At 56.5% G+C, this 23,427-nt stretch carries 23 protein-coding genes and 1 tRNA gene; 21 read left to right on the top strand and 3 right to left on the bottom strand.

Features of this window, described 5'->3' with window-relative positions; genetic code table 11:
- Positions 1-273: 273 nt before the first annotated feature.
- From H5U02_01000 to H5U02_00955, 10 genes are all read left to right on the top strand, one after another.
- The gene (locus tag H5U02_01000; protein ID MBC7341030.1) at positions 274-1,008 is read left to right on the top strand and encodes a TerC family protein; all 735 of its coding nucleotides are present in this window, start codon (positions 274-276) and stop codon (positions 1,006-1,008) included.
- A gap of 334 nt (positions 1,009-1,342) precedes the next feature.
- Positions 1,343-1,588, top strand: coding sequence for a hypothetical protein (locus tag H5U02_00995; GenBank protein ID MBC7341029.1), 246 nt, complete (start codon positions 1,343-1,345; stop codon positions 1,586-1,588).
- Between the two features lie 49 nt (positions 1,589-1,637).
- The gene (locus H5U02_00990) at positions 1,638-2,351 is read left to right on the top strand and encodes a 4Fe-4S dicluster domain-containing protein (GenBank protein ID MBC7341028.1); all 714 of its coding nucleotides are present in this window, start codon (positions 1,638-1,640) and stop codon (positions 2,349-2,351) included.
- Positions 2,335-3,303, top strand: coding sequence for a CoB--CoM heterodisulfide reductase iron-sulfur subunit B family protein (locus H5U02_00985; protein MBC7341027.1), 969 nt, complete (start codon positions 2,335-2,337; stop codon positions 3,301-3,303). The genes H5U02_00990 and H5U02_00985 overlap by 17 nt, the downstream gene beginning before the upstream one ends.
- A gap of 93 nt (positions 3,304-3,396) precedes the next feature.
- Positions 3,397-4,434: a CoB--CoM heterodisulfide reductase iron-sulfur subunit A family protein gene (locus H5U02_00980; GenBank protein ID MBC7341026.1), complete on the top strand. Its 1,038-nt coding sequence runs from the start codon at positions 3,397-3,399 to the stop codon at positions 4,432-4,434.
- Positions 4,435-4,512: 78 nt separating this feature from the next.
- Entirely contained in the window at positions 4,513-4,956 is a 444-nt protein-coding gene (locus H5U02_00975; protein MBC7341025.1) for a 4Fe-4S dicluster domain-containing protein, read from the top strand.
- Between the two features lie 42 nt (positions 4,957-4,998).
- Entirely contained in the window at positions 4,999-5,610 is a 612-nt protein-coding gene (locus H5U02_00970) for a 4Fe-4S dicluster domain-containing protein (GenBank protein ID MBC7341024.1), read from the top strand.
- 2 nt (positions 5,611-5,612) lie between these two features.
- Positions 5,613-6,488, top strand: a complete 876-nt coding sequence (locus tag H5U02_00965) for a CoB--CoM heterodisulfide reductase iron-sulfur subunit B family protein (protein ID MBC7341023.1) — start codon at positions 5,613-5,615, stop codon at positions 6,486-6,488.
- A 91-nt stretch (positions 6,489-6,579) separates the two neighbouring features.
- Positions 6,580-6,999 (top strand): 4Fe-4S binding protein, encoded by a 420-nt coding sequence (locus H5U02_00960; GenBank protein MBC7341022.1) that lies wholly within the window; start codon positions 6,580-6,582, stop codon positions 6,997-6,999.
- Between the two features lie 41 nt (positions 7,000-7,040).
- On the top strand, positions 7,041-8,102 hold the full coding sequence (locus H5U02_00955) for a hypothetical protein (protein MBC7341021.1): 1,062 nt from the start codon (positions 7,041-7,043) through the stop codon (positions 8,100-8,102).
- Here H5U02_00955 and H5U02_00950 read toward each other — a convergent pair.
- On the bottom strand, positions 8,086-9,117 hold the full coding sequence (locus H5U02_00950; GenBank protein ID MBC7341020.1) for a peptidoglycan-binding protein: 1,032 nt from the start codon (positions 9,115-9,117) through the stop codon (positions 8,086-8,088). The genes H5U02_00955 and H5U02_00950 overlap by 17 nt on opposite strands.
- A 409-nt stretch (positions 9,118-9,526) precedes the next feature.
- Here H5U02_00950 and H5U02_00945 point away from each other — a divergent pair, with 409 nt between their 5' ends.
- Both H5U02_00945 and H5U02_00940 read left to right on the top strand, forming a co-directional pair.
- Positions 9,527-9,928 (top strand): DMT family transporter, encoded by a 402-nt coding sequence (locus H5U02_00945; protein MBC7341019.1) that lies wholly within the window; start codon positions 9,527-9,529, stop codon positions 9,926-9,928.
- A gap of 219 nt (positions 9,929-10,147) precedes the next feature.
- Positions 10,148-10,738 carry an HTH domain-containing protein gene (locus tag H5U02_00940; GenBank protein MBC7341018.1) on the top strand — a complete coding sequence of 197 codons (591 nt, stop codon included), beginning with the start codon at positions 10,148-10,150 and terminating at the stop codon, positions 10,736-10,738.
- A gap of 20 nt (positions 10,739-10,758) precedes the next feature.
- Here H5U02_00940 and H5U02_00935 read toward each other — a convergent pair whose 3' ends face one another.
- Positions 10,759-11,208 (bottom strand): MgtC/SapB family protein, encoded by a 450-nt coding sequence (locus tag H5U02_00935; GenBank protein MBC7341017.1) that lies wholly within the window; start codon positions 11,206-11,208, stop codon positions 10,759-10,761.
- Between the two features lie 207 nt (positions 11,209-11,415).
- Between H5U02_00935 and H5U02_00930 the strand changes: the two genes are divergently transcribed.
- Positions 11,416-12,084, top strand: coding sequence for a lactate utilization protein (locus tag H5U02_00930; protein MBC7341016.1), 669 nt, complete (start codon positions 11,416-11,418; stop codon positions 12,082-12,084).
- On the opposite strand, the gene larE is transcribed toward H5U02_00930, so the two are convergent.
- The gene (gene larE / locus H5U02_00925; GenBank protein ID MBC7341015.1) at positions 12,073-12,882 is read right to left on the bottom strand and encodes an ATP-dependent sacrificial sulfur transferase LarE; all 810 of its coding nucleotides are present in this window, start codon (positions 12,880-12,882) and stop codon (positions 12,073-12,075) included. The two genes, H5U02_00930 and larE, sit on opposite strands and share 12 nt — an antisense overlap.
- 212 nt (positions 12,883-13,094) lie before the next feature.
- On the opposite strand from larE, the gene H5U02_00920 reads away from it, so the two are divergent.
- The 8 genes from H5U02_00920 (at position 13,095) to folK (ending at position 23,358) form a co-directional block, all read left to right on the top strand.
- Positions 13,095-13,168: transfer RNA gene (locus H5U02_00920), tRNA-Met, on the top strand.
- A gap of 350 nt (positions 13,169-13,518) precedes the next feature.
- Positions 13,519-16,176: a SpoIIE family protein phosphatase gene (locus tag H5U02_00915; protein ID MBC7341014.1), complete on the top strand. Its 2,658-nt coding sequence runs from the start codon at positions 13,519-13,521 to the stop codon at positions 16,174-16,176.
- A 76-nt stretch (positions 16,177-16,252) separates the two neighbouring features.
- A complete protein-coding gene (gene tilS, locus H5U02_00910; protein ID MBC7341013.1) occupies positions 16,253-17,731 on the top strand; it encodes a tRNA lysidine(34) synthetase TilS in 1,479 nt (492 codons plus the stop codon).
- A 191-nt stretch (positions 17,732-17,922) separates the two neighbouring features.
- Positions 17,923-19,932 (top strand): ATP-dependent metallopeptidase FtsH/Yme1/Tma family protein, encoded by a 2,010-nt coding sequence (locus tag H5U02_00905; GenBank protein ID MBC7341012.1) that lies wholly within the window; start codon positions 17,923-17,925, stop codon positions 19,930-19,932.
- Between the two features lie 237 nt (positions 19,933-20,169).
- Entirely contained in the window at positions 20,170-20,619 is a 450-nt protein-coding gene (gene ndk / locus H5U02_00900) for a nucleoside-diphosphate kinase (GenBank protein MBC7341011.1), read from the top strand.
- A gap of 53 nt (positions 20,620-20,672) precedes the next feature.
- Entirely contained in the window at positions 20,673-21,191 is a 519-nt protein-coding gene (locus H5U02_00895) for a transcription repressor NadR (GenBank protein MBC7341010.1), read from the top strand.
- 74 nt (positions 21,192-21,265) lie between these two features.
- A complete protein-coding gene (gene folP, locus H5U02_00890; GenBank protein MBC7341009.1) occupies positions 21,266-22,483 on the top strand; it encodes a dihydropteroate synthase in 1,218 nt (405 codons plus the stop codon).
- A 2-nt stretch (positions 22,484-22,485) separates the two neighbouring features.
- Positions 22,486-23,358 carry a 2-amino-4-hydroxy-6-hydroxymethyldihydropteridine diphosphokinase gene (folK, locus tag H5U02_00885; GenBank protein MBC7341008.1) on the top strand — a complete coding sequence of 291 codons (873 nt, stop codon included), beginning with the start codon at positions 22,486-22,488 and terminating at the stop codon, positions 23,356-23,358.
- Positions 23,359-23,427 lie beyond the last annotated feature (69 nt).

Here is a 23,427-nt window from a genome sequence, read left to right as displayed (position 1 = left end):
CTGGCCATAGCTGGCTATGTCAAGGTTCCCACCGTTTCACCGCTTGTCCCCTTTAACTCTGTGCAACCGAGGAGTATAATCAGCATCGAGCCCGTCTGCTGCTTTTACAGTTGGGTAAAAGGTAGCCAGGGATCTGCTTAAGGACTAACTCCGGAGACCACTTTGGTTTAAGACGGGTAATCCAAAAGCATTTTGGACAAGCAGTGGATTTTCTAGTAAAGGCGAGCCTACATTTGATTAACGTCCATATTTAGCCACAGGGAGGTACCTTTCTTGCATTTAATCGGCGCTATTCTCTCCATAACCATCATCGACCTTGCCCTTTCTGGTGACAACGCAGCAGTGATCGGTCTGGCCATCCGCAATTTGCCTCCTCTGCAAAGAAGCAGAGCTGCGCTGATAGGCGCTGGGGGCGCCATCGTTCTTAGGGTGCTACTTACTATCCTGGCCACTATGCTTACCAGGATTCCCTATGTCAATGCGGTTGGTGGGGTAATCCTGGTTTGGATTACCTGGAAGCTGATCTCTGGCGATAACCAAGAGGATGAGCATGTCAACGCTGCCACCCGCTTTTGGGCGGCTGTGGGCACTATCATCATAGCTGATTTGTCTATGGCCTTTGACAACGTGTTGGGAGTAGCTGGGGCTGCCCACGGCAACATTCTTTTGGTTATTTTTGGACTGGCAGTAAGCATTCCCATCTTGGTGGCTGGGAGCAATTGGCTTGCCACCTTAATGAACCGTTATCCGGTCATCATCTTCGTCGGCGGCGCGGTGTTAGCCCATACTTCCTTCGCCATGTTCTTTGACGATAAAGGGCTCAACCTGCCTGCCTATACTGGTCACATGGCGGCAACCCTCATACCCTGGGTCGCGGCAGGGTTGGTATTTATCTGGGCCTGGGGACGTTACCGCCACCAGCAAGCTAGAATTCAATCGGGAGCGGTAGAGACTGCCGCCACCGCTGGCTCTGGCCGATCAGCGGCGAGCAGCGGCAGCCACCAATGATGAACCATCGCCGAGAAACCAAAAAATTTTGCTAAAAGGGTTGCAGTTGGCTTTTATGCGATATACAATATCAGCAAAAAGAATTCGAAGTTAAGTAGGAAAGACAACGTTCCATTTTTCACAGAGGTTTCATGAGGCCAGGAGCCCAATCCTTTTCTCCTGGCCTCAATTTGTGAGCCTTGTTTCGCTAATACAATTGTGAGCATATATTCATAACAGTATAAGACAATTTGCGGAAGCCGGTCCCTGTCCACCTAACCCTACCGAGGTTCGCAAGGGTAGGGGCCAGGGCTGGTGGTGGAAGTAAAAGGTTTGTTTCGAGGAGGTGAGGAGAATGAGCGATTACCTAAAGAGCTATGGATCGCGGTCGGGCAAACAGGTGGGGGAGCAGGTGCTAGGTTTCTTCACCCAGCTCTTCAGCTTGGAGATGCCCCTGGGCCGGATGGTGAAGATGATGCCGGGTATGGTGAAATTTGCGCTCAAGGGCTCAGATTGCCGCCGCGACCTGGTGCGCTTTGCGCCCGAGATGACCCCGATGATCAAGAAGGCTTTGGGCTTGGGAGAGAAGAAGGCTAGCTAACCGGTTTGCGTGAAGTCAGCTCCGGTTAGCCCCAAAGGAGGTACTGCCATTGTTAGAGGAAGTAAAGGATTGGGATCCTGAATTCTACGAGCGCTGGAAGCCTATTGCCATGGGTTTTGTAAACGAGGCGGAAAAGTGTATCCAATGCGGCAAATGCACCGGCCAATGCCCAGCGGCAGCAGTCACCCCCAGCTACAACCCCAGAAAGCTCATCCGCGATCTAGTTTTTGGTAACATCAAGCGCTTGCTTTCCAGCGTTGAGCTATGGCAATGCTTTTTCTGCAGCGGTTGCTACGCGGCTTGTCCCATGGACATCAATTTCCCCTTTTTCGTGTTTATGCTCCGGCTGGCGGCCATGAGCGAGGGCTATGGCTGGGAGGACGTAAAGCGGCTGGAAGCTTACGCGGAAAAGGATTACCTAGTAAACGGTATTACTGTCAACACTCATGAGCGCAACCCCTATATCCAGGAACACCGTGGGGATATCGCTAGCATTCGTGAGGAAGCGGGCCTGCCGAGGCAACGGCGGGTATCCGAGCGGGCCTTGGCCGAGATCAATTTGATTTCTGATCTATCCGGCATGACTGCTTTCATCAAGTCCATAGGTGGGGTAGAAAAGCAGGAGTGCGCTGTTTGTACTCCTGAGGTGGAGAGGAAGTGCCGGGAGAAAGTGGTGCCCAGGAAGGTCGGAAAAGTGGCTACCAAGAACCGCTTCTTCAACTATGGAGTTCCGGGGGGTGAAGTAGTTGCCCGTAAGATCTGATAAGATTGCCGCCATCCCCATCCCTGAGAAAATATTCTTTTTCCGTAGCTGCGTGGCCAGCAATAAGTATCCGGGAATTGAGGCTAGCGCTGTGGATGTGCTGCACCAGTTGGGCGTGGATACTTACGAAACCGATGACCAGACCTGTTGCGGCGGTTTCGTTACCTTTGCCAATGTGGCCCCGCCTACCGCTTCCATGCCGGCGGTGGCCAGAAACATTGCCTTGGCGGAAGAGCAAGGGCTAGATATAGTGGCGGTCTGCAATGGTTGTTGGACTTTCCTCACTGAGTTTGGTCATTTCCTCAACCACAATCCGGAACCGCGGGCCAGCGTCAACATGATGCTGCACATGATGGGGCACGAGTATAAGGGCACTAGCAAGGTATTTCATTTTGCGGAAATGGCTTACCGCTTAAAGGACCGGATTGCCGAAAAAGTTCGTCGCCCGCTTACGGGCTTTAGGATCGCTACCCACTACGGCTGCCATTACCTTAGCGGCGGCAAGTACGTAGCCATCGATGATGCTAATTACCCTACTTTTTTGGAGGAATTAATTGAAATTATGGGTGGGGAAGTGGCCTCCTACCCCGCCAACCGGGAATGCTGTGGCACTGGCTTTACCCAGGTCATCAATTTCAAGGAGTATTCTCTGAACCACAGCCGGAGTAAATTGAACAGCCTCAAGGATTCAGGCGCGGACATGGTGGTGGTGATTTGCCCTTATTGCCACAGCCAATTGGATCGGATGCAGCAGCAGTTGAACTACCGGGAAGGGACCGACTTCCACCTGCCGGTGGTGCACTTAGCCCAGCTGGTGGGTTTGGCCTTGGGCGTCCCGGAAAACCGCCTGGCCTTCAAAGCTCACATTAGCGGTCCCGAGCGGCTCAAAGCCATTTTTGAGCGGCTCAACCAGCGGGCAGCTCATCCCGTGGGCAGGCCAGGAGTAGCGTGAGGAGTTAGGCAATAGGCGGCTTGCGAGAGTGGAGTTGCTCTGCGTTAAGTGCTGGGTGGCTGGAAGTAAATGTTTTTTGGAGGAGGACAGAACATGGAGAGGAAGGCTCTAGTTATCGGGGGAGGCATCGCCGGCATCAAAGCGGCTCAGAAAATTGCTGCTGGTGGGGTTCCGGTGGTCTTGGTGGAGAAGGAGTCCCAGCTGGGCGGGCATATGCGGGATATATCCATGACTTTCCCGCGGCTCCAGGATGCCCAGGCTATGCTGAAGCAAGAACTTGAATCCGTGCAAGCCGACCCTCAGGTTGCCATCCTGACCGGGTTTAAGCTCAAACAGCTTAGCGGCCAGGCTGGTAACTTCGAGGCGGTGCTTGAAGGTCCAGACGGCACCCGCAAAGAAACGGTGGGTGCAGTGGTGGTGGCCACCGGGTTTAAATACTTTGAGCCCACCGCTTACACCGAGTATGGCTACGGCCGGCTAAAATCAGTTATCACCAGCTTGGAGCTGGAAAGGCTTCTGCAAACGAGGCAGCTGCCCCAATACCTCGGCGCCGGCTCGAGGCCGGTGGTGGCCTTGGTCCATTGTGTCGGTTCTCGCGACCGGGCCAAGGGCTATCGCTATTGTTCCAAGATCTGCTGCTCCTACTGTGCCAAGGAGGCTATCCTCATCAAGCAGCAGATTCCCGAAGCGCAAGTCTTTGTGTTCTACATCGATATCCGGGCTTTAGGTAAAGGCTATGAGGAGCTGGTGCGCTCCGCCATCGAAGAATATGGCGTTCGCTACATCCGGGGCCGGGTGGCTAAGGTTGTTCCCAACCGCGGTAAACTGACGGTTCGGGCCGAGGATTCCCTTATTGGCAATCCAGTGGAACTGGAAGCCGACTTGGTAGTCTTGGCTTCGGCCATGGAGCCAGGCTCCGACTCCCGCCAGCTGGCGGAGATGCTGGACTTAGCCTGCGATGAGTACGGGTTCTTCCAAGAGGCCGACTACAACACCCAACCAGTTCGCTCTTCTCGGCCAGGGATCTATCTAGCTGGCTCCTGCCTGGCACCTATGGAAATCAGCCAGGCGGTTGCCCAAGCCGGGAGCGCGGCGGCAGAAGTGCTGGGCTACTTGGCCGGCCAAAAGTGAGCAATGTCCCTGCGTCAAGGGTGGAGTGCTGGGCGGGCCGGGAGTAGCTAGTTCTTAGGAAGAGAGTAGGGAGAAAACATGCGCCTGTTGTTGGACCCATTTGGCCCTGAGGAGAGCTTCCGACAGGAAGTGGAGCGGGAAGCTCACATTAACCTGCGATCTTGCTTACAATGCTCTAAATGTGGCGGTTCATGCGCAAAAGGAGCCGAGTTTGATCTTACTCCCCGGCAATTGGTGGAGAGCATACTGGATGGATTTGAAGGTCGCGTCTTGAACTGCCGCGCCATTTGGTATTGCGAGAAATGCCATGAATGCAGCATCAATTGTCCAGCCGGCATCAATGTTGCGCGCCTAATGGCAGTATTGCGCCAGCTAGCCTTGAAGCAGGGCATTGAGCCTGATTATCGCCCCATAGACCGGGAGTTTAGGCGAGAGTTTGATTGCCCTAAGGCTCGGGCCCAGAAGGCTCGCCAAGCCGCAGTGGAGGGGTCGCGCCCGGGGCTAGCGGGAGCAAGCGGTTAGTCCAAACTGCCGCAAAGATTCGGCAAAGGAGGTCGGGTGCCTGTGCGAATATCGGTCAAGCAGGACCAAGAAGGGACTTGGTTCCTTAATGAAGTGGAGAGGAGGAGTGGCCAAAAGGTATACGAGTGCTACCAGTGCGGCAAGTGCTCGGGCGGCTGCCCGTTGGGATCAATTATGGATTACCCTCCCAACCAGATCGTGCAAATGATTGTGGATGGGCAAAAGGAAAAGCTGTTTGCCAGTCGGGCCATCTATTTATGCCTGGGCTGTGCTACCTGTGAGGCCAACTGCCCTTCGGGGTTTGCCATGTACCGGGTCAATGAAACCTTGCGGGAAATGGCTCGGCATGAGGGTTATGGGGCTCCAGACGCCAGTGTTGTTCGCTTTAACCGTCTCTTCCTGGAGAACATGATGGCCACTGGCCGGGTGGAGGAAATAGGGCTAATGTTGGAATATGACTTGAAAAGCGGGAAGCCATTTCAGGATTTGCCCCTGGGGATCAAGTTGTTTCAGCGGGGGATGGTGCGGATCGGTGATATGTGGCGAGCCGCTGGCAGCCTAGGCTTGCCCGGCATCCGGCGGCAGACGTCGGCGGAAGGGGAGGAGCTCAGGCGAATCTTAATGAGGGTAAGGCAGGTGGAAAAAGCGTCATGACTATCCGAGTTGGCTATTATCCTGGTTGTTCGGCCCATGGCATGGCTCGAAGCTACGATGCCTCCACCCGGGCGGTATTTGCGTCCCTGGGGGTAGACTTGGTGGAAATACCTAAGTGGAACTGCTGCGGTTCAACCCCTGCCTATGCGGAAAGCGCCCTCCTCAGCGCTTGCCTCAGCGCCAGAAACTTGGTCCTGGCGGAAAAGGCTGGGCTGGAGCAGGTGATGACGCCCTGCGCGGCTTGTTTTAGCCACCTGCGGGCAGCCAAAATCTACGCTGAGGACCAAGAAGGGGTGCGCCAGATCGAGGAAGTAATCGGGCAGACCTTTAACAACCGGGTGCAAGTTCGGAGCTCGCTGGACCTATTAGTGAACCAAGTGGGCCTGGATGCTTTGGCCAACCAGATTAAGCGGCCGCTAAACGGCTTACGGGTGGTTCCCTACTACGGGTGCCTGCTGACCCGTCCGGAGAAAGTAGCTCAATTCGATCACCCCACCAATCCTAGCAGCTTAGATCGCTTGCTGGAAGTCTTGGGAGCGGAAGTAGCCCCTTGGGGAGCCAAGACCGATTGCTGCGGGGCGTCCTATAGCATTACTGCCCCCGAGGTTACCTATCGGCTTGGGGGCCATATCTTGAGTGAAGCCAAAACTGAGGGCGCAGAATTGATAGTGTCGGCTTGCCCATTGTGCCAGCCCAACTTGGAACTCAGGCAACCGCAGATCGCCAGGGCTTCCGGGCAGGACTTTGGGCTGCCGGTGGTGTATTTTACTGAGCTGGTGGGCTTGGCCATGGGCATGGAGCCGGCCCGGAGCTGGCTGAAAAAGCACCTGGTGAGCCCCATTCCCACCCTGGTGCGGCATGGATTGCTAGCAGGATGAGCGGCGGCCTCGGGAGCCAAGGCGGTAGTGTGATGCAGCTCACCGATCAGGGGCCAAAACCGGGGTATAATGGTTCCTGGAGGTGGGAACCATGGTGAAGCGCACTATCGTCAAGATCGACGAAGAGCTATGCAACGGTTGCGGCCAATGCATTAGCCCTTGCGTGGAAGGAGCTATAACCCTGGTAAACGGCAAGGCCAAGGTGCTCCGAGAGGAGATCTGTGATGGCGGCGGCGTTTGCTTGAGCGTTTGCCCTACCGGCGCCTTAAGCCTGGAGGAGCGGGAAGCTCCGCCTTTTGATCCCAAGGCTGCCAAGGCCGAGCCGGCAGGGCTAGCCTGGGCGGCGCCAGCGCCATCCCCAGTCCAGGCCCAGAGCTGGGGCGGCGGCGAGGAGGCCCGTTGCCTATTCTGCCAGGCCAACGACAGCATAGTTTACCTCTTCCCCGTCCGCTTTCGCGGCCGGGAGAGGTGGGCTTGCGCCCGCTGCCTGCCCAAGCTGATTCATGGCTAGGCCAGGGGTTATAAGTCAGGAGGTTAGTTCAGGTTACCGAAATGGGCGGACAGACCTTGGCGGCCATCGACGTGGGTAGCAACACGGTAAGATTGCTGATAGCCGAGGTGGAGCGGTTGCCGAGGCAGCGCGGGAGTGCCGGCCCCGGGCTTAACCAGGGAAGCTGTGCCAATTGGCAGATCCGGCGCTTGCGGGCTGAGATCCGCACCACCCGTTTGGGAGAAAGGCAAGTGGCTAGGGCCGAGCCCGGCTTCCGGGCCGGGCTCGGCCCTAGCTTTATTTCTCTGGCTGCCCTGGAAAGGACAGTTGCTGCTCTCAAGGAATACCAAGAGATAGTGGCTAGCTACCGGCCGGCTGGGGTTTGGGCGGTGGGGACCAGTGCCCTGCGGGAAGCTGCCAATCGGGAAGAAGTTCTGGTGACCATTGCTAAAGAAACCGGTTTTGCGGTCGAAATCATCGATGGTGCTCGGGAAGGTGAGCTGGGGTACCGGGGCGCTTCCTTGGTATTGGCAGAAGAGCGGATGCGAAGAACGTGGGCGCAGGCAGGGTGGGACGAAGCCGCTTTGACCTTGCCGCCCGTGGTTATAGATATCGGTGGGGGCAGCACCGAAATTACTGCTAGCAAGCCTGGCGGCGGGCCGGAGCTTCAGGCTCTAAGTTTCCCTTTGGGGTCGGTGCGGTGCACCCGAGTCGCTACCACCCTGGCCGAGGCCCAGGCCTTGCTGGAAGATGGCTTGGTAGCTACGGGGATGCGGCTGCCCCCCAGTGACATTGCTCCCGCTAGCCGGCCGGTGATCGGGATCGGTGGCACCATAACTGCCTTGGGGGCTATGGACCTTGGACTTAAGAGCTATGATCCCGGCCAGGTGCATGGGCATATCCTGAGGCGTAGTGCGGTCAAAGAGTGGTGGGAGAGGCTGGCCCTGGCTGCCCCGGCCGAGCGGCAAGAGCTCCTAGCCTTTGATCCGCCGCGAGCAGAGATCATTACGGCCGGAGCCATGATCCTTTATGCTGTGCTTCTGGTCCTAGGTGTCGGCCAGGTGATTGTCAGCGATACCGGGTTGCTCCATGGGATGCTAATTAGTTTCAATCCCACTCGATAATCTTTAGGCCTAAAGCCTGATAGGTCTTGCGATCCACCACCCCGGTGATGGGTAAACCTTGCAGGGCCTGGAAGTACTTCACCGCCCGTATGGTCGCATCCCCGTAGGAGCCATCAATCCAGGACCAATAGAGCCCTTCCTGGCGGAGCCGCTTCTGTACTTCCACCACATCGGGACCCACCGCTTTGGGTTCAATGGTACGGAAGCTCCAGTAATCGGGAAAACCGGGTGGGCCAACGATAGTTACCGGTGTGCCCACTTTTACCCACTCCCAGAGCTGTTCCACGTGATGGTTGAACATGCGAATGCAGCCGTGGGAGGCTGCCGTGCCTATGGACCAGGGCTTATTAGTGCCGTGGATGCCATAGATGCCCCAGGGGACGTTTAACCCTAACCACCGGGTACCGAAGCCCCCGCCCCAGTCCCTTCCTTTGTATATTATCTTCCATTCTCCTCGAGGGGTAGGAGTTTCCGGCTTGCCAACTGCCACCGGGAACTCTGAGTATAGATCGCCCTTGCTGTAGACCATCAGGCGCTTGCGGTCGGTGTCGATGGTTATGGCGATTGGCTCTTCAGGAGGCGGGAGGGGATCTTTAGAAATCGGGATTTCAATCCCGTACCCTAGGGCTTCCCAGGTAGCTTCATCTACCACTGCATCCGGAGGCAAACCCAGGTTGGCCTTAAACTGCCGTACCGCCTTCCAAGTGTCCGGCCCGTAAACGCCGTTTATGGGTCCGAAATAGTAACCTAGCTCACGCAAACGTTGCTGCAGTTCCTCCACATCCAACCCCTTTTGGTGGGGTTCAGGAGTTGGCTTAAGGATCTGTCCTCGGCAATCGCAACCCCCCAGGCTACCCCAAGTAACGATCTGAGTTGTGCGGGCAGTCGGAGGGGATGGCGAATGAGCCCAGGCCAGTTGGCAAAGGCGGCTGGCAAAGAAAGCCCCGGCCATTATGGCTGATAAGGCTAAGGGCAACAACTTATTACTTAAGATTTGGCGGCGGCTGGCTCGCATGGTTACCCTCACTCTAGCCCAGGTGCGGCCCAGGCTAAATGCCGGCTAGGTTACTTCCGTAAATTAGAATGTGCTTCGCACCTGTTTCTATAAGCGGTAAAATCAGGTCGCTCCAAATCGGCCTAGTGGCAAAGCGCTAATTGGCCACGCTGGCCATGGGAATACTAATTTGGCGAGCTGCTCTTACGACAGCTACTTTTTCAATTTCGCCTTAGGAGTGCCCCTGTCACCGGAGACCAAGGTAGAGCTTTAATGAGACTAGGTTGAGTCCAGGATTGAGTGCTGGGCGCGCAGGATTACGGAGCGGAGGAACAGCGCCCCAGCTGGAAATATATGTTTTTTGGAGGAGGAAGCTAATTTGCTGGGAACCTGGGTAGCTCTTTTGATAGCTCTAGCGGCGGGTGCCAGCATGGCCATCCAAGGATCGCTCAACTCGGCCCTTGGCAAAGCTACTAGCACCCTGATGGCCACACTGGCCGTCCACCTGATCGGCACCATCACTAGCAGTTTGCTTTGTTTAGCTATTCTTGTGGCCGGTTGGGAGAAGATTACCTGGGCCCGAGCTTGGGCTGGCCCTTGGTATGCCTACTTGGGAGGAATTATTAGCGTCGGTATTATCTATGCGGTGGCCTTCAGCATTCCCAAAATTGGCGTGGCTTGGGCGACCACGGCCATCATTGTCGGCCAGGTTACTTGCGCCTTGATCATCGATCATTTTGGTCTATTTGGGCTGAAAACCATCCCTTTTACTTGGATGAAGCTGGTGGGCCTCGGTCTCCTGGCAGCGGGTGCCAAAGTAATGCTCAACTAGGGATGACAATTCCTGCCAAGTAAACCGACAATTGATAGCACCGGGCCTTTTGTTCGGCAATTTTGTCATGGTCAACATTCAGATCGGAGCAATTGGTGCCGAATATAAAAATAGAGGGGTGATAACCCCGGATTTCTAGGTATTGATACGAATTATCTATGTAAAGGGCCAATGCGTGCCATACCAGTTTTGGTAGGGAATGCCGGGAGGGGTAGCTTGGTGGCCAGGATTGCAGCAGGGAATGCTGATGAGGTACAGGCAAAGTTGGCAAGGCTGAGGATTAGCAAGGAAGAGCTTCCCTCGGTATATGATGCCCCAGTCGACTATAACCTTACCACGGCCAATACTTTCCTCATGCCTCCGGAAATTGCTTCTCGAAAAGGACCTTCAGTGTTGGCCCTTTTTTTTATGCTGGCACGCCGGCGCATGTCCACTGAGGTCTTGGCGGTAAAATTCGGTTGCAGCCTCAGGACCATTGAGCGCTACGTCAAGGAATTACGGGAAATGGGGTTTGTGGTGTCCCGCTACCGCCAAGGCTATCAGGTCATAGGGATGACCGAAAAGTTGGCAACCTTGCTGGGCTTGGACTCCCGGCGCTGGCCGCTGATAGTGATGCAGGAAGAGGGGGAGGATGCCGTGGAGCACCAGCCTATCCCCAGCGGGTGGATCACTATACCGGAGGCACTAAAAAGGTACAGCCTGTCACCCAGCCTGCTGCGCTATCTCATAAGCCGGGGAAAAGTGAAGGTGCGCATTATTGCCGGGGTAGAGGTAGTGGAGGAAGAGACTTTGGCGGATCTGCTCAAGTAATAAGATTGGTCGGCCAAGTTCTAGTCTTCCTCGGGGCCTATCTCCAGCCCCAAGCGGCGCAAAAGGTGGTGCAGGCGCAGTCCCAGGAAGCCAATGGCAGTACCGATCAGAGCGGGCGCATAGAAACCGATGGCGATGGCCATGCCGATGGCAGCGGTCAGCCAGATGCTGGCAGCGGTAGTCAGGCCGCGGACGTGGCTTTGCTCTTTAAAGATGAGTCCGGCGCCGATAAAGCCCACCCCGGATACGATCTGGGCGGCGATGCGGTCAGCACTAGTGGCAGGGGTGAGCAGTCCAGAATTGATGAGCCCATAGGAACCGACTGCCGTAAAGAGGGCCGAACCCAAGCATACCAGGGCATGGGTCCTTAGCCCGGCTGGTTTTTGCCGCCGCTCCCTCTCTAGCCCAATAATGGTGCCCAGGATAAAGGCCCCGATCAAACGAACAGCTATTTCCACATTTCCTACCATGGCCCCGCTCCTAGCTTGGTTGGCGTATAGCACCTCGATTTTCCTTGGTAGTATTTTTCGCCTTTAGGTAGCTTGAGTATGCAGAAGGGCGCAACCAATCCAGCTCCAGCTTTAGCCGAGGACAGCCAGTCTGGTTTAGTGTTGGTATAATTTACATATGGTAGGCGTGGTCATATAACATCTAGAGATTGGAGGTTGTAGCAAGACATGGCGCAGGAGTCGAATCCGACGGTGAAGGAGATAGCTCTAGCAGTTAGAGGCAACGCGGTAGTACAGGCGCTGAAGCGCAAGGGCTATGATGCCTGGTATTTTGCCAGGGCTGAAGAAGCTGCCCAGAAGATCCTAGAGCTCATACCGGCAGGAGCCAGCGTGGGCGTGGGTGGCAGCATCACCATCAGGGAAATGAGAATTCCTGAGGCTCTACGCCAGCGGGGCCATGAGGTTTTTGACCATTGGAACCCTGAGCTTAGCGGAGAGGAACGGGCCCTTACCCTACGTCGGCAGCTTACTAGCGATGTTTTTATTACTAGCGCCAACGCCATTTCCATGGACGGACAGATCGTCAATGTGGATGGCACCGGCAACCGGGTTGCCTCCAGCATCTTTGGCCCTAAAAAGGTGATCATCGTAGCTGGGATCAACAAGCTGGTGCCCACCTTGGAGGACGCGTTGAGCCGGTCCCGGGGGGTGGCGGGGGTAATGAACGCCGCTCGCCTCAAGTGCGATACCCCCTGCGTCGAGCTGGGCCGCTGCAGCGATTGCCAGCGCCCCGACCGGATCTGCAACGTCACGGTCATCTTCCACCGCCGCCCCCAGGATGGCTCAGGATCCAGGGATTATCACGTAATCATAGTAGGGCAGGAATTAGGGTTTTAGGGCCTGGATTTCCAAAACCTCGTTTAAGCTGCCGCTACGAAAGCCCTTGAGATCCAAAGTGACGTAGGTAAAGCCAAGGTTTTCTAGAAAGGTAACCAATTCGCTGGCCTTCTTTGTCACTTCTGCCAGCTGGGAAGCCTCCACTTCGATGCGAGCCGTATCGCCGTGGTGTCGTACTCGGCAGGGGACGAAACCCAGTTGTCGCAAATGGGCCTCAGCCAGCGCTATCTGGCGCAGTTTCTCCTCGGTAATGGGCTGATTATAAGGAATGCGGGAAGCTAGGCAGGGCTCGGCTGGTTTATCCCAGATGGGTAGCCCCGCCTGGCGAGCCAATTGGCGGATCTCGGCCTTGGTGAGGCCGACTTCAGCTAGAGGGCTGATAATACCTGCCTCCTTGGCGGCGCGGATCCCGGGGCGGTAGTCGGACCCATCATCGAAATTGGTCCCATCGATAACCTGATTCAGCCCTCGGCTTTTGGCTATCTGCTTCAGCTGCTGATAAAGGTTGCGCCGGCAAAAATAGCAGCGGCTGGGCGGGTTGGCGGTAAACTCTGGTAAGTTGAGCTCTCTGCCCTGGATTACCATAAACTCGATCCCTAGTTGGCGAGCCAACTTTTCCGCTTCCTTTTCTTCTCCCGGTGGCCGGGCCGGGCCGCTAGCAGTTACCGCCAGCACCTTGGGGCCTAAGGCTTGAACTGCCGCCCAAAGGAGAAAGGTACTGTCTACCCCTCCCGAAAAGGCCACAAGGACCGATTCTAAACTCCGAAGGCGGTCAAAGAGTTCAGTCAATTTCTGCATCAACTATGCCCCCATAACCTTAAGCTTAAGCTACTTGTTTCCTTGGGTTAGGTTAGACAGCTAAAGCCTGAATCCTGCCTCCAAAAAAACCGACAGGCTGTTGTCATGATCAGAACCCTAGGTGTGGGCAAGTTTGGGCGACCGCAGGTTCTTGACAGCGGGGTGGAAGTTGGCCATAATATAATTGCTTAACGTGGTTTCGGTGGCAGGATGGCGGTGTAGCTCAGCTGGTTAGAGCATACGGTTCATACCCGTAGTGTCGTAGGTTCGAATCCTACCACCGCTACCGGGAAAACAAAAAGAGCCTACATTTGCGGTAGGCTCTTTTATTTTTGCCGCATGGAGTTTGGTAGTGCTTCCGCCTGCTGGCCTGTAACCCTGACGTTGCGAGCGAGACTATAAATTTAGTGACGCTTTGACAAAGAGCTTAATCCTTCGCGCTATGGTCACCGGCGAAAAATTAATAGTTTCTGGCCGTCGAAAGTTGACTTGCCCCTGGCAGTTTTACCGACAAGCTTTTTGCTTGATGGTGTCTATAATTAGCGCCAGATAATGCTGGGGGCGATGCCGGTGCTCGAATCTCGGCCATCTGGGTATGAGAGTTCAGTTATCTGGCGGCGACAGCGGGCGCGCAAGATGGCAAGAGGCAGGTCTACACCTACCAACCTAGAGCGGGCCGGGCCTACTTGGGCGGATGTGGCCCGGGTGCTGGCTTGGGCTTTCAGTGCGTTCCTGCTTAGCCGGGCCAGCATTCAAGACCAGCTCTTTCCTATGGGGCCAGCCTTTTTGGCGGCAGCCATAGCCTTTAACCCTTCCCGGGCCGGACCGATACTTTTGGGAAGCCTGGCCGGCACCATCTCCGCTGCCCAGGGGCCGCAGCTTTGGCCCCGCCTAGTAAACTTGGTTCTGCTAGCCGTTATGCTGCGGCGGGCTAACCTGCCTTTCGACCGCCGTTGGCTGATGGTGCCGGGGTTGGTTGTTATATCCACCTTGATTACCCAGGGAGTGGGAGAGCTGGCCATCCATATGTTTCAAGCCAGGTCCATTGCCCCGTTGCCCTTAGGGGCAGAGGGGCAAGGAGTCCTAACCTCAGGCCTAAATTCCGGGGTGGGCGCTCTGAGGGGAATCGATCTAGCTTGGCTTGGGAAGGTGGTACTGGAAGCTGGTTTAGCGGGTGGTTTAGCGGTAGCCTTTTTGGCGGCTACCGAGGCTATATACCGGCTTAAGGATCAGCGCTTGGCTGGAGAGGAGGTGGTAGCTCTTCTGATTCTAGCCTTGGGTATGGTTTCCGGCCTCGGCGGCTGGGAGTGGGGAGGGATTTCTGCCCTAGGGGTAGCCGGCCGGTTGCTGATTCTCCTAGCTGCGGCTGCCGGAGGCAGTGGAGCAGGAGCTGGCGTAGGGGCGGCGGTGGGCCTAATTCCTTCCCTCTCATCTTTAATCCTATCGCCGGCCATAGGCTACTATGCCCTAATAGGGCTTTTGGCTGGCGCCTTGCGCCGCTATGGTAAATGGGGGCTGGCTTTGGCTTTTATCATCGGCACCCTCACGCTCTCTCCCTATGCGGCTGACCGGGTCACTCTGCTAGGCTTCTTGGGGGAAACCGTAGTAGCTGTGGCTCTGTTTTTAGCCCTTCCCGGGCGATTGTTGGCCGGGCTGGGTTGGCGGTCTAGCGCCGGTCTGCCAGCTGCCAATAAGAAGGCTTCTAGCGAGGGTAAAAAATGGCGGTGGATAGTGGGGCAACGCCTCCGGCGCTCGGCCCGAGCCATGGATGAACTCAGGCGGACTTTTCAGGATGCAGTGGTCACCGGCGCTGAGGAGGACAAGCTCACCCAAGGAGTGGAACGCTTGGAGCGGGAGATCTGTCGCCCTTGCACCCTCTATCGCCTGTGCTGGGAGAAAAACTATTACGACACTTATCGGGCCTTTCTAGGCCTTTTGGCTGCTGCCCGGATGGGGCCGGTGGAAGAGAAGCATCTAGACAAGGACATCGCCCGGCGTTGCTCACGCACTCGGGAACTGCTTTGGCTGGCGGAGTGGTGGCGAGAAAGCTGGCAGCAGCAGCGGTGGTGGAGGCAGAAGGTAAATGAAGGTCGGCGCATTCTCGCCTACCAAGCTGGAGGCATGGCCAGCTTCCTGGAGCAGGCTGCTACTCAAGTTCAGTCCGAGGTTGAGTTCGATGCTGATTGGGAGCAAGGAATATCGGCCCAACTCAAGGAACGGCGACTACCGGTGAGCGAAGTTAAGGTGCTGAAGGAGCCTTTGGAGATAATAGTGGGTTTGGAGGTACCCGGGCCAGTCCCGGCAGCGCCGGGGCTTAATGATACGGAGGGTGGCCAGGAAGGAGCCGCAGGAAGGCTTTGCGGCCAAAGCGGGCTATGCTTAAGCCAAATTGTTCCCCTGGTCGGCAAACTGGTAGGTAAACCTATGACCTTGGACAACCGGGCTTGCGGCCCTTCTACTTGCAATTTCTCCATCGTAGCTGCACCGCCGCTCAAGGTGAAGGTTGGCGGCGCCCAAGCTTGTCGGGAGGGCAAGCAACTTTGCGGGGACAATTGGGCCAGCTTTCCGTTAGGGTCAGGACGTTGGGCCTTGGTCGTAAGCGATGGCATGGGGTCGGGATCCGAAGCGGCCCAGCAGAGCGCCAAGACCATTGGCCTGATCAGAGAGTTCCTGGAGGCGGGATTGCCTGCCGAGACCGCGGTCCGCTTGGCTAATGGTTCTATGCTGCTTACTTCCCAGGAGGATAGCTTTGCCACCATCGATCTGGTGATATTGAACCTGCATTCCGGCGAGGGGGAGTTTATTAAAGTTGGCGCCTTGCCCAGCCTGGTGAAGAGGGGGAGACGGGTGGCCATGGTGCGCTCCCCCAGCCTGCCAGCCGGGATCCTGGACCAGATTGAGATCCACCCGGTTCGTTATCGGTTGCGGAGCGGAGATATCCTTTGCCTGTTTAGCGACGGGGTTCTGGATGCGGCTCGGCACAATCATTCCGACCGGGCCAACAGGGTTGCCAACGGGTCCCCGGCAGCTGGCTCGCTGGCGGTTGGCCCTCCGGCCACGGGCCCTTCCGCTACTAGCCCTCGGGTAGCCAGCCTTAGCGCTACGATGGAGGCGGATTGGGGGAACGGTGAAGATAAGGGCGGAGGCGGGGGAGAATGGTTGCCAACCTTTTTTAGGGACCTGCCCCCGGCCGATGCTCAGGCCATGGCCCAAGTGATTCTTCAGGAAGCTCTCAACCATGCCCGCGGGGTAGCTTACGATGATATGACCGTAGTGGTGGCCTTGTTGGAATAGTTTTCGGCTCCTCCAGCCCAGCCATGTGCTATACTGAACATACAGCCTCAAAGTTCGACGGGGGAGTGGGGTGCGGGTGCCGGAGACGCTGGTGAACAAGGTGCGCTTAACCATCAAGCGTTACCAGTTGCTCGCCCCGGGCGAAACGGTTCTAGTGGGAGTTTCGGGGGGAGCGGATTCAGTATGCCTGCTTCACGTTTTGTACCAGCTTTCTCAAGTGTGGGCCATCAAGGTGGTGGCCGCCCACCTCAATCACCTTATCCGAGGCCAAGAAGCTGAGCGGGATCAACAGCTGGTCTTAGAGTTGGGGCAAAAGTTGGGTATCCCCGTCCAGGTGGGACGGGTCGATGTTCCCCGGCTTCGAGCTGAAAGCGGCGTCTCCTTGGAGGAGGCTGCCCGCCAGGCTCGCTATCAGTTCTTAGAGGCTACGGCTGCCAAAGTTCAGGCTGCCAAGATTGCGGTGGCTCATCACGCCAATGATCAGGCCGAGACAGTGCTAATGCACCTGATTCGCGGAGGCGGGACCGAGGGCTTGCGGGGCATGGCCCCTCGCCGAGGCCGAATCATCCGGCCTCTGCTGGAGGTTACTCGCCCAGAAATTGAGCAATACTGTCGGGAGCACGGGTTGCCGTTTATTCAAGACAGTACCAATTTCGACGTTGCCTACCTGCGCAACCGCATTCGTTGGCAACTGCTTCCTTGGTTGGCCCAAAACTTTAACCCCGCCATCGTCCCGGCTTTAAACCGCACTGCCACCATCTTGGCTGCTGAAGATGATTGGATGGAAGAGCAGGCGGAAGCAGCTCTTTCGAAGCTGGGAGAACTGCCGGTCAACCGCAGGCAGTTGGCCCTGCTGCCGGAAGCCCTGGAGCGCCGGGTCATTCGGCGGCTCTATGCCCGCCAGGCTTCCTGGGAAAGGGGACATAAGCCCAGCTTAGATTTTGAGCATGTGGAAATGGTGCGATACCTAATCCGCCAAGACGAATCTGGTACCATCAAGTTGCCAGGAAAAATGGAAGCTAGAACCTCAGGCGATCGGCTTTACATAAGAGCGGAAAAGGATGATGAGCAAGTCGAAGAAATATCCCCGCCCCAAAAAATTTTTCATTTTTTGGGGCTTAAGGGTCGAACTAATGTCCCTGAGCTTGGTATAATGGTGGCGGTGGACATATTTCAGCGCCAGGCTCCTGCGCCGGTGGAAAAGGAAATCGTTTCGGCGCCACCCGAGCGGGCCTATGTGGATTTAGATTTGGTGGAACTCCCGCTTTGGGTTCGCACCTGGGAGCCGGGGGACTGGATGTGTCCGCTGGGGATGGGAGGACGAAGGAAGAAGGTTCAGGATTTATTCGTGGACGCTAAAATCCCTTCCGAAAAGCGACTACAGATCCCCATAATTGCATCGGCCCAAGGCATCATCTGGGTGGGCGGGGTGCGCCTGGACGACCGGTGGAAAGTAACCCCTGATACTAGTCGCGTACTTCAGCTAGAGCTACTTAAATGTGATAACCTCCAAGCAAGGGAAGCAGGTGGCCCCACCGAGGGGAATAACGGATAGTCTGGAATTTCTTGCAGTTGTCATTATCATGATACTATGGTACAATCCAAAGCCATGGGGCCGTTGGCGAGAGGGTTAGCCATGCTTGGCTCTGGCAAGAATTTAGAGGGAATACAACCGGCATAGCACGCGGATTAGATATGCCGATTAGATAGCCAGGGCAAATCATTAAAGGAAAGGAGGGTGAAGTCATGCCGCGTCTTATGAGGAATCTTACCATATACCTGCTTTTGGTACTCATAGCCGTTTCTTTGGTCCATATGACTTCCCAAGCCCCAGCCCAAGTGTCAGAACTCAATTACACCCAGTTCCGGGAGGCAGTGGAGCAGAAGCAGGTTAAAGAGGTAGTCATGACCAGCCAGTCGGGTATATGGAAGATCCAGGGCACGTTCCAAGACGGCAAGACTTTTTCCCTTAACGCGCCTCAGGATCCCGGGTTAGGTGATTACCTGGCCCAGCATAATGTGCAGGTGGAAACTAAGCCAACTCCAGAGACTCCATGGTGGACCAATATGCTGGGGACAATCTTCCCCATTCTCCTTTTGGTGGGCCTGTTTTTCTTCATGATGCAGCAGACCCAGGGCGGCGGCAGCAGGGTTATGCAGTTTGGGAAAAGCCGGGCTCGGCTGCATACGGAGGATAAGAAGCGAGTAACCTTTGCCGATGTGGCTGGGGTGGATGAGGCTAAAGAGGAACTGGAGGAGGTAGTTGAATTCCTCAAGAATCCCCGCAAGTTCAACGAGATTGGCGCTCGAATTCCCAAAGGGGTGTTGCTGTTCGGACCGCCAGGTACCGGCAAGACCCTTCTGGCTCGGGCAGTGGCGGGAGAAGCTGGCGTGCCTTTCTTTAGCATCAGCGGCTCCGACTTTGTGGAGATGTTCGTGGGCGTGGGGGCAGCGCGGGTACGCGACCTGTTCGAGCAGGCCAAGAAAAATGCTCCCTGCATCGTATTTGTGGACGAAATTGATGCCGTAGGCCGGCAGCGGGGCGCTGGTTTAGGCGGTGGCCATGATGAGAGGGAGCAAACCTTAAACCAGCTGCTAGTAGAGATGGACGGGTTTAGTGCCAACGAGGGCATTATTATTATGGCGGCCACCAACCGGCCGGACATATTGGACCCGGCCCTGTTGCGTCCGGGGAGATTTGACCGCCAAATTGTGGTTGATATCCCGGATGTCACTGGCCGGAGGGAGATCCTCAAGGTGCATGCTCGGGGCAAGCCCTTCGACAATGATGTCGACTTGGATATATTGGCCCGGAGGACCCCTGGTTTCACCGGGGCGGATCTAGCCAATCTGATCAACGAGGGTGCTCTGCTGGCGGCGCGGCGGGGCAAGAAGCGGATTGGCATGCGTGAGCTAGAGGACTCTATCGAGCGAGTCATTGCCGGTCCGGAGAAGAAATCGCGGGTGATCAGCGATTTTGAAAAGAAGTTGGTAGCTTATCATGAGGCTGGACACGCTCTCTTGGGCCATTATCTGCCCCATACCGACCCGCTCCATAAGGTTTCTATTATACCGCGGGGCAGGGCGGGCGGTTACACGCTGCTTTTGCCCAAGGAAGATCGGCGCTATATGACTCGATCGCAGATCCTTGATCAAGTTACTATGCTTCTCGGCGGCCGGGTGGCGGAGGAGCTAGTGTTGAAGGAAGTCAGCACTGGAGCCCAAAACGACCTAGAGAGGGCCACCGAGCTGGTGCGCAAGTTGATTACCGAATACGGCATGTCCGAGGAATTGGGACCGATGACCTTTGGCTATCGGCAGGAAGCAGTGTTTTTGGGCCGGGACTTGGCTCGAGACCGCAATTACAGCGAAGCCGTAGCTTACAGCATCGATAAAGAAGCGCGGCGGATCATGGATGAGTGTTACAGCCGAGCCCAAAAGGTCCTGGAGGAGAACATGGCCAAGCTGCATTTGGTGGCGCGGACCTTGATGCAGAAGGAAACCCTTGAGGCGGAAGAGTTTGAGGCCCTTCTGCAGGCGGTCGATGCTGGTCGGGATCCGGAGTCGGTGCTGGAGGAAGTGGTGAAAAGAACCGAGCTGCCGGTGGCTGCCGCCAGCGAGGAGAAGGCGGCCGAGCCGGTTCGGGCCCCGGAAAGGGAGAAGGAGAGGAAAGAACCTAGTCCGGCTCCGGTACTTCCTACGATTAAGATGAATTTCTGGAGCAACAATAGTCAGTGGCTGTTGATGTTGATGTAGAGAAAGAAAGGCCTTCAGAGGGGAGAGGAGAGGTCCGCCCGAAGGCCTTTCTTTTTATAAGTCGGGCCCCCATAGGGTCAAAGGAAAGGGCCAGCGGAAAAGGCCCAGCACTCAAATCGGGGCTGTAGGCGCGGAGTCTAGCCGGACCGGACAACAACCAACACCTTGTCGGGTTGTGTTGAGCACTGGGTTGAGTGCTGGGGGCAGAAGTAAATGGTTGCTTGGAGGAGATGCAATATGGAACGTACTCTAGTCCTAGTCAAGCCAGACGGGGTCCAACGGGGCCTGGTGGGAGAAGTAATCTCCCGGTTGGAGCGGCGCGGCTACCGTTTGGCGGCCATGAAGTTACTAGCCATCAGCCGCAGCCAGGCGGAAAAACACTATGCCGAACACCGGGGCAAAGATTTCTTTGAAGACCTGGTCGAATACATAACCTCAGGTCCGGTAGTGGCCATGGTGGTAGAGGGCGCTAACGCGGTGGCTGGGGTTCGACAAATGATGGGGGCCACCGATCCGCAGAAATCAGCTCCGGGCACCATCCGCGGTGACCTGGGCCTCGACATCAGCCGCAATGTGGTCCATGGGTCGGATTCTCTGGCCAGCGCTGAGCGCGAGATTAACCTTTACTTCGATGCCAGTGAGATTTGCCAATATACCCGGGATGTAGAGAAGTGGATTTACAGCTAAATTAAGGAGAAACCTGCTTGAGGGGGTGCCCAAGGGGTATGCCGGCGCTACCCATGGAAGCGGAAGCGCGGCGGGCAGAGATTATGCGCCTGTTGCGCTTGGCTAATGCACCGCTCACCGGTCACGAGCTATCTGGCCGCCTGGGAGTCAGCCGCCAGGTGATTGTTCAGGATATTGCTTTGCTTAGGGCACGGGGAGCCGGTATTCTAGCTACTCCCCAGGGATATATAATCATGGAAGAGGCGGTGCGCTTTCCCCGGCGCACCTTTGCTGTGCAGCACGGCATGGACCGGCTGTATGAGGAGTTGCATCTCATGGTGAGCCTGGGCGGTAGGGTCATAGATGTAGTAGTGGAGCATCCCCTTTATGGTGAGCTCAAGGGCATGCTGATGTTGCACAATGAGGCTGAGGTGCGGCGCTTCAGCGACAATCTGGTCCGATCTGGTGCTCAGCCTCTCTCGGCCTTGACTTCAGGTGTGCACCTACATACGGTGGAGGCAAGCGACGAGCAAGTGCTCGAAGCGATTGAGAAGGAGCTAGACCGGGTGGGGCTACTTCTAAAGCAGGCTTAGCTTTACGGGGTAGCTTTTGCCGAGCCGTGCAGCCGGTTTGGGAAAGACCGGTTGGTTTCTGGGAGGGACAACATATGGACCAGGTGAACCAGGTGCGGATCGTGGAGCTCAAAGATCAGACCGAGGTAGAGGCGGCCTTGAGGCAAATTAAGGTGGATGCCCGGGGAGTGCCGTTGATGGCTCCCAAGGGGGTATTCCGCCAGTTTTGGGTTCGTGGCCTTTCAGTTAAGGCGGCCAACTTGCTTAAGCAGCAAATGCTGGCTGTAGGAGCTGAGGCAGCGGTTTCCGAAGGCGCCAGCCGGTTTCGCGATTCCACCACCGATGTTCTGCTCATGGGTACGGTAAAGCAATATCACCAGGCCATCGGTAAGCTTTTGCTTCAGCCCTTTGGGCTCAAGGATTTGGCTCGAGAGTTGCGCTCGGCCTTGGACAACTGGGACAAGGCTGGCCGAGCCCGGCAGATACGGGCGAGGGATCAGGTTTTAACCTTAGGGGAGCGCACCCTGGTCATGGGAATTCTTAACGTGACTCCAGACTCCTTTTCCGATGGCGGCCTATGGCTGGACCCGGGACGAGCCCTGGAACATGCTCACCAAATGGTGGAAGACGGGGCGGATATCATCGACGTAGGGGCCGAATCTACCCGGCCCGGCCATGTACCCGTGACCAGCGAGGTGGAGAGGGAGAGGCTGGCTCCGGTCCTCAAGCGGCTGGTCCAGGAGCTCCCTAGGCCCGTATCCATCGATACTTACCGTTCCGAAACCGCCCAGTGGGCGCTAGATCAGGGGGTTCATATCATCAATGATATCTGGGGCCTAAAAAAGGATCCTAGGCTGGCGGAAGTAGCCGCTCGGGCCGGTGCACCCATAATCCTCATGCACAACCAGGATGGAACTGAATACCAGGACTTAATGGCGGATTTGCTTACTTCTCTGCGCTGGAGCATCGAGACGGCCAAGGCGGCCGGGGTAGGGGAGGAGCAAATCGTGACTGACCCCGGCATCGGCTTCGGCAAGACTACCGACCAAAACCTGGAAGTCCTAGCCCGCCTGAAGGAGTTAAAAGTGCTGGGATACCCCATTCTTCTGGGCACCTCCCGCAAGTCGGTTATTGGCAACACCTTGGGCCTGCCGGTGGACCAGCGTCTGGAAGGGACTGCGGCCACGGTGGCTCTGGGAATTGCTTTCGGAGCTGATATTGTCAGGGTTCACGATGTGGCCGCCATGGTGCGGGTAGCGCGGATGGCGGATGCCATTGTCCGGCGGCGCTTGCAAGCGGAGGCAGAAGCATAAGTATGGATCACAGCCCGGATCGCATCTTTTTTACTGGCATGGAGTTTTACGGTTACCACGGCCTCTACCCTCAGGAAAAGTCCAGGGGCCAAAAGTTTTTGGTGGACTTAATCTTGGAGTTGGACTTGGCCAAGGCGGGCCAAAGTGATGCCCTGGAGGATACCGTCGACTATGCTGCGGTTCAGAAGACGGTAAAGGAGTTAGTGGAAGGAGAGAGGTACAACCTCATCGAGGCCCTAGCGGCGCGGATAGCCGATAGCTTGCTGAACACTTTCTCCCGCCTCCAGGCACTGACAGTACGGGTAGAGAAACCCCAGGCGCCGCTACCAGGCCGCTGGCGTTCGGTAGGAGTGGAGATCCGTCGCTCTCGTGGAGAGGGTACTTGGCGCCGAGGAGTTTACGTGGGCCTGGGAAGTAATCTAGGAGATCGTGAGGCCAACATTCAGCAAGCCCTGGAGAAGCTTGCTTCTCACCCGCAAATCGTAGTCCTCCGGACCTCGCCTTTATATGAAACGGCGCCGGTGGGCATGACCGACCAGGGTTGGTTCTTAAACGCCGTGGCCGAGCTAGCCACCAACCTTGGCCCCCGGGAACTCTTGGAGGAGCTCCTTCGCACGGAAGCGGCGCTGGGAAGGGTGCGCACGGTGCGCTGGGGCCCGCGCACCATTGACCTCGACCTCTTGCTCTACCAAGACCAGAGGCTGGATGAGCCAGGCCTAGAGGTCCCCCACCCTCGCCTGGAGGAAAGGATATTCGTCATCAAACCTCTGGCCGACTTGGAACCTAATCTACGCCTGCCCAGTGGGGTGACAGTAGAAGAGCGCCTGGCCGCTTTGCCCTCCGGGCCCGACAGCATTCGCCTTTATCGCCCCTGAAGACCATTCTGGCTCAGTCCTTCCGCCGCCATGGCTTTGCCAGCCGTAATTGCCAAGCAATTGTTGCGC

This window comes from Clostridia bacterium (genome assembly GCA_014360065.1).
Taxonomy (GTDB): domain Bacteria; phylum Bacillota; class DSM-521; order Neomoorellales; family JACIYF01; genus JACIYF01.
Note: the sequence above shows the minus strand (reverse complement) of the source record. Positions and strands in the feature narration are given on the sequence as shown.